Below are 4,930 nucleotides of genomic sequence, written 5' to 3' on the forward strand. Positions count from 1 at the left end.
TATTTCGAAAGTCATCACGCCATCCTATAAGTTTTTTATTTTAACTCTATAGCTATTTTCTATCAAATAATTCAAAAATTTCCAACGAAAAACCAGATTACTCTAATAGGTTGGCTTATAAAATTCCCATATTTTCGATAATTTAATCATACCTGTGTGCCACCAACAGTAAGCTCGTCAATTTTAAGACTGGGCTGCCCAACGCCTACTGGCACGCTTTGTCCGTCTTTGCCACAAACGCCAACACCGCTATCGAGTTTTAAATCGTTGGCGACCATGGAGATTTTTTTCAGTGCTTCATCGCCAGAGCCGATGAGGGTTGCGCCTTTGACGGGTGTGGTGATTTTGCCATTCTTAATAAGATAAGCTTCATTTGCTGAGAAAACAAACTTACCTGAGGTGATATCGACTTGACCGCCATCAAAATTCACAGCGTAGAGTCCATCATCAACGGAGGCAATCATCTCCTCTAATGTGTCTTCACCATTGAGCATATAGGTATTGGTCATTCTTGGCATCGGGATATGCGCATAAGATTCGCGTCGCCCATTACCCGTTGGCTCAACGCCCATCAATTTTGCATTCATCTTATCAAACATATAACCTTTCAAAATGCCATTTTCAATCAAAGTGGTATTTTGCGTCTGTGTGCCTTCATCATCAACGGTTAAAGAACCACGACGATTGGCCAAAGTGCCGTTATCAACAATGGTACATTTTTCACTGGCAACTTGTTCGCCAATTTTCCCCGTAAAAACAGAGGTGCCTTTGCGATTAAAATCCCCCTCTAAGCCGTGTCCAATAGCCTCGTGCAACAACACCCCTGGCCAACCTGGCCCTAAGATTACGGGTAGTTTGCCAGCAGGAGCGTCTTGCGCCTCAAGTGCGACTAACGCTTGACGAATGGCTTCTTGGGCATAGACTTCAGCAAAATTATGATCGATAAAATACCGATAATCATAACGACCGCCGCCGCCACTTGAAGCTGACTCAATTCTACCCTCATGCTCAACAATCACGCTAACACTGATACGCACCATAGGGCGATAATCTTTTTGATAAACGCCATCGGTTGAAACAATCAACACCTCGGTATAAGCCCCTGATAGTGAGGCACTGACTTGTTTAACTTTTGGCTCTTTTCTGGCAATGTTATCAATGCGTTTTAGCAAATCAACCTTCTCTGCTGAGTTCAGACTGTCTAATGGACTCAAGCCGTTGTACTTAGCCACATAAGGGATTGACTGCAAAGTCTGAATTTTTTGTGCTGCTTGGTTTTTAGAGATACCTTTGGCGAAATCAACGGCTTTTTGAATGGCATCAATGTTTAAATCATCCGAATAAGCAAACCCTGTTTGCTCTGCCTTCACTGCACGCGCACCCACACCGTGACTAATATTATAAGTGCCAGATTTAACAATGCCTTCTTCTAAAAACCAAGATTCAGCAATTGAATGCTGGAAATACAAATCTGCATAGTCGATGCCTTTGACAAATAAATCGGAAAGTAGCCCCTCAATTTTGTCTTGGTTTAGATAATTTTCATTCAGTAGTTGTTCAATCATTGTTCTTTAATAATAGGTTTATCCCACGCTCCCGTAATTTTATATTTAAACACTGCGACTTTATTAATTAAATCACCGCCAAACAATGTTTTGTCTATTGCCCACACACCTAAGCCAATCAACCCACCTCCTGCAAGATAGGTGGCAATAGGTACAGCGTTGCTGATGGCAGGTGTTACTTTTGCTATCAAGTCATATTGCTTATCCGTAATATGACTTTGCCCTGTCAGAACAATATTGCCCGATAAAGCTTTTAAGTTAAAATCCTCAATCTTAGCAACTGCATTTTTTAGACGCACCTGCGTTTTTATATGTTCATAAGTAAAGCCTTTGTTGGTAACATCAGAAAAATTTAAGCTTAGGCGTTTAGCAATTGATTTGATATTGAGCAGTGACAAAATTCGTCCAATATGAGGGTCTTGGTCGGTAAATACGCCTTTTTTAACATTCATATCGAGATAACCAGTGATATTTTGATAGCTCATATTCCATGGAGCACATTCGCAAGCAAGACTCACATCAAAATCAAATTCTCCACCCGTGGCTTTTTCTTTAACTTTCAGCCGCTGCAAAAATTCAGACAAACTCTTGCCTTTTGCCTTAGCGCTAAGTTGTGTGTTTTTACCATCCCAAGAGCCTTGAAAATTAAGCACTTTTTTGCTAACGCCAATCCCTTTAAACTGTAAATTATTAATGGAAAGCACGCCATCCTTAGACACCAATTCAGCACCAAAATCTGGGAAAATATTTTCGTTAATGCGAATGTTTGTAGCGTTTAAATGCATACTAGGAAAATCTTTTGGCGTGATCTTCCATTCACCTTTAATCACATCTAAACTTGTAACTTGCAGCTCTAATAATCTAACATTTGGAATACCCGCTTCATTTGGGAAAACTGCCACCTTGCCCTTAACCGATTTGGATTCAATCCTTCCACGCCAAGATTGATCAAGTTGCTTATCAATATAAGCCTTAAGCCCGTTATTCTGATTGGTCAACACCACACTAAAAGTAGTGTCGCTGTTGTCTGTTTTCTTAGGGTTGATACGAATGTCAAACGGCATACCGCGAATATTGCCTACACCAATAGCGGTAATTTCATTGCTATAAAATGCCAGCTTTGAATCGTAATTATTAACCACAACACCGCCATCTAGAACGGACAAAAGATTGTTTTTCAGGCTCAAATCAATATCTAATATTGGCTCTCTTTCATCTAGTGGAATCACCAAGCGCATATTGCCATCAGTTACCTTGCCAGATAAATTAATACTACTTAGCGTCTCATACACCGATTTATCAAGTGGCGAGCGCTTTAAAAAATCAACCAAACGCTCGCTCTGAGTATTAATTTTGCCCGTGACTTTGACATCTAAATCCTGTTGGCTTATATCGTCAATTTGAACCTTAAGCGTATTGAGTGTCATATTATTAAGTTCGGCATCACGCACCATCACTGTCATTCTTTTGCCGTCCGTCTCAAAACTGGCATTAAGTTTTTTAAGTGGCTCCCAATCCCCACTAAACTCAAGCTCCACCTCTTTTAATTGACTACTGAATTGCACCTGTGCATCGCTTAATTTTGATAGATTTTTCTTAATTTTAAGTTTTGAATCTTGCAATGTGCCAGCAAGAAACCCCTGTTTTATCCAAGTATAAGTATCATCGCCCACTAATTGTGATGGTAAATAATTGACAAGTTTGTTGGCTGGCATTTGCTCTAGAAAACTCTCAAACTCAACAACATTATCTCCCGCCTGATTGGTAAATTTAACATTCGTTGTTATCAATAAATCTTCATTACTAATTGTGATTGGTAAATTTAACAGCGCATTTTCAGATTGAGTACCAAGAATGGTAGCAATAATATCTACCTTGCTCGTATTTGGCTCTGATGCTTTAAGGCTTAAGCTCTGTCCAGTAATCTTAAGTGTAAGTTGCTTGTTGTTAGAAGTGATTGATAGGGGTGCAATTTCATATTTTTGATCACCTTCTTTGATGAGCATTTTATTAATATCTAACGCCTTTAAAAAATCAAATATCTCTGAGTTCGGTAGGGCTGCCAAATACTGAACTTGCTCAACATCAAATTCAATATTGCTTTGAACGGCATTTAAATCAAGTGTCAGAACACCAATAGAAATCTTATCTGGATTGTAAATATCATTGAATAATGAGTATAAATATAACTCCCATTTTAAATTATCAGCCACCACAACCAGATTTTTCTGCCCTCTCAGAGGGCTACTGTTTGGTGCTGGCTCAATAGCGAATGCTTCCAATTTATCTATTTTCAAAGATATATTGCCATTCTTAAAATCAAAATAGGGTTTAGAAATTTTAACATCTAAATCACTAAGTTCGGATAATTGCGCTTCAAAGGGCTCTTTAATCAATACAGGAAAGGTTATAACAACTGTGACAATCAAAACAATAAGTGTTGCTAAAATACCGCCAATCCAAGTACTTAGCTTAAGTATTTTAACGCTGTGCGATAGTAATTTTTTACTCATTAGACTGGTATTATAACGCCTAGATGTTTTCGAAAATACCTAGCGAGGTGTTTTTTTGCACCTTATCAAAATCAAACACTTTACCATTCATAGCAATATACACACCAGATGGCTGATTTTGCACGCTACTAAGTGCAAAACCTAGGTTAAACAAACCGTCCGATTGATTCACTGAATAAGGTATCATCGCGCCAAACAAAACAATGGTTTTATCTTGAATATTCTCACCTAATAATTGAGCGGTTTCTACCATGGTGTCCGTACCATGCGTGATTAAGATAGCATCTTCTCCAGATTCAAGACATTTAGATAAAATCAAAGCTCTGTTGTCATGCGTTATCTCTAATGAATCTTTCAAAAATAACACTTCGGACAAAGTCTCTGCCATTGAGCGCGAACGGTTGAGCATATCAATAATATGTGTTTCTACAAAAGCCAATTTACCTGTTGAAGTGTTGTAGGCTTTATCAATCGTACCGCCAGTAATTAAAACCTTAATTTTCATAGTGTGAATGATACCTTATCAAAATATTTAGAATTTAATAAGTCATACGGCGTCACAAAATAACCACCACCCTCATCAACATCTAAATCATAACCCAAATCTTTGGCGGTTTTCCAATACAAATACCAAACATATTGAGAGCAATAAAATGCGCTATTGTCGGTTTTTTTAACTATCTTGTATTGCTTATCTTTTGTCTTGGAAATATTTTTCAAAAAAGCAGTTTTAAATTTTTCATTGAATGCCTTATACCTTAAGACTGTAAATCTTTCTTTCTTACTCAATCATGGCATGACATCTGTTTCATAATAACCAGTACAAAATTGTGGATATTCACCAACTTTGTA

At 38.0% G+C, this 4,930-nt stretch carries 4 protein-coding genes; all 4 read right to left on the minus strand.

Annotated elements, in window-relative coordinates; genetic code table 11:
- Positions 1-146 precede the first annotated feature (146 nt).
- The 4 genes from tldD to BAZSYMA_RS04545 are packed head-to-tail and all read right to left on the minus strand — an operon-like array spanning position 147 to position 4,867.
- The gene (tldD, locus tag BAZSYMA_RS04530) at positions 147-1,565 is read right to left on the minus strand and encodes a metalloprotease TldD (RefSeq protein WP_090716078.1); all 1,419 of its coding nucleotides are present in this window, start codon (positions 1,563-1,565) and stop codon (positions 147-149) included.
- Positions 1,562-4,078, minus strand: a complete 2,517-nt coding sequence (locus BAZSYMA_RS04535) for a YhdP family protein (RefSeq protein ID WP_090716081.1) — start codon at positions 4,076-4,078, stop codon at positions 1,562-1,564. Before BAZSYMA_RS04535 ends, tldD begins: the two co-directional genes overlap by 4 nt.
- Before the next feature lie 19 nt (positions 4,079-4,097).
- Positions 4,098-4,583, minus strand: a complete 486-nt coding sequence (locus BAZSYMA_RS04540) for an asparaginase domain-containing protein (protein WP_090716083.1) — start codon at positions 4,581-4,583, stop codon at positions 4,098-4,100.
- The gene (locus BAZSYMA_RS04545) at positions 4,580-4,867 is read right to left on the minus strand and encodes a hypothetical protein (RefSeq protein ID WP_090716084.1); all 288 of its coding nucleotides are present in this window, start codon (positions 4,865-4,867) and stop codon (positions 4,580-4,582) included. Before BAZSYMA_RS04545 ends, BAZSYMA_RS04540 begins: the two co-directional genes overlap by 4 nt.
- Positions 4,868-4,930 lie beyond the last annotated feature (63 nt).

Source organism: Bathymodiolus azoricus thioautotrophic gill symbiont, assembly GCF_001298715.1.
Classification (GTDB): domain Bacteria; phylum Pseudomonadota; class Gammaproteobacteria; order PS1; family Pseudothioglobaceae; genus Thiodubiliella.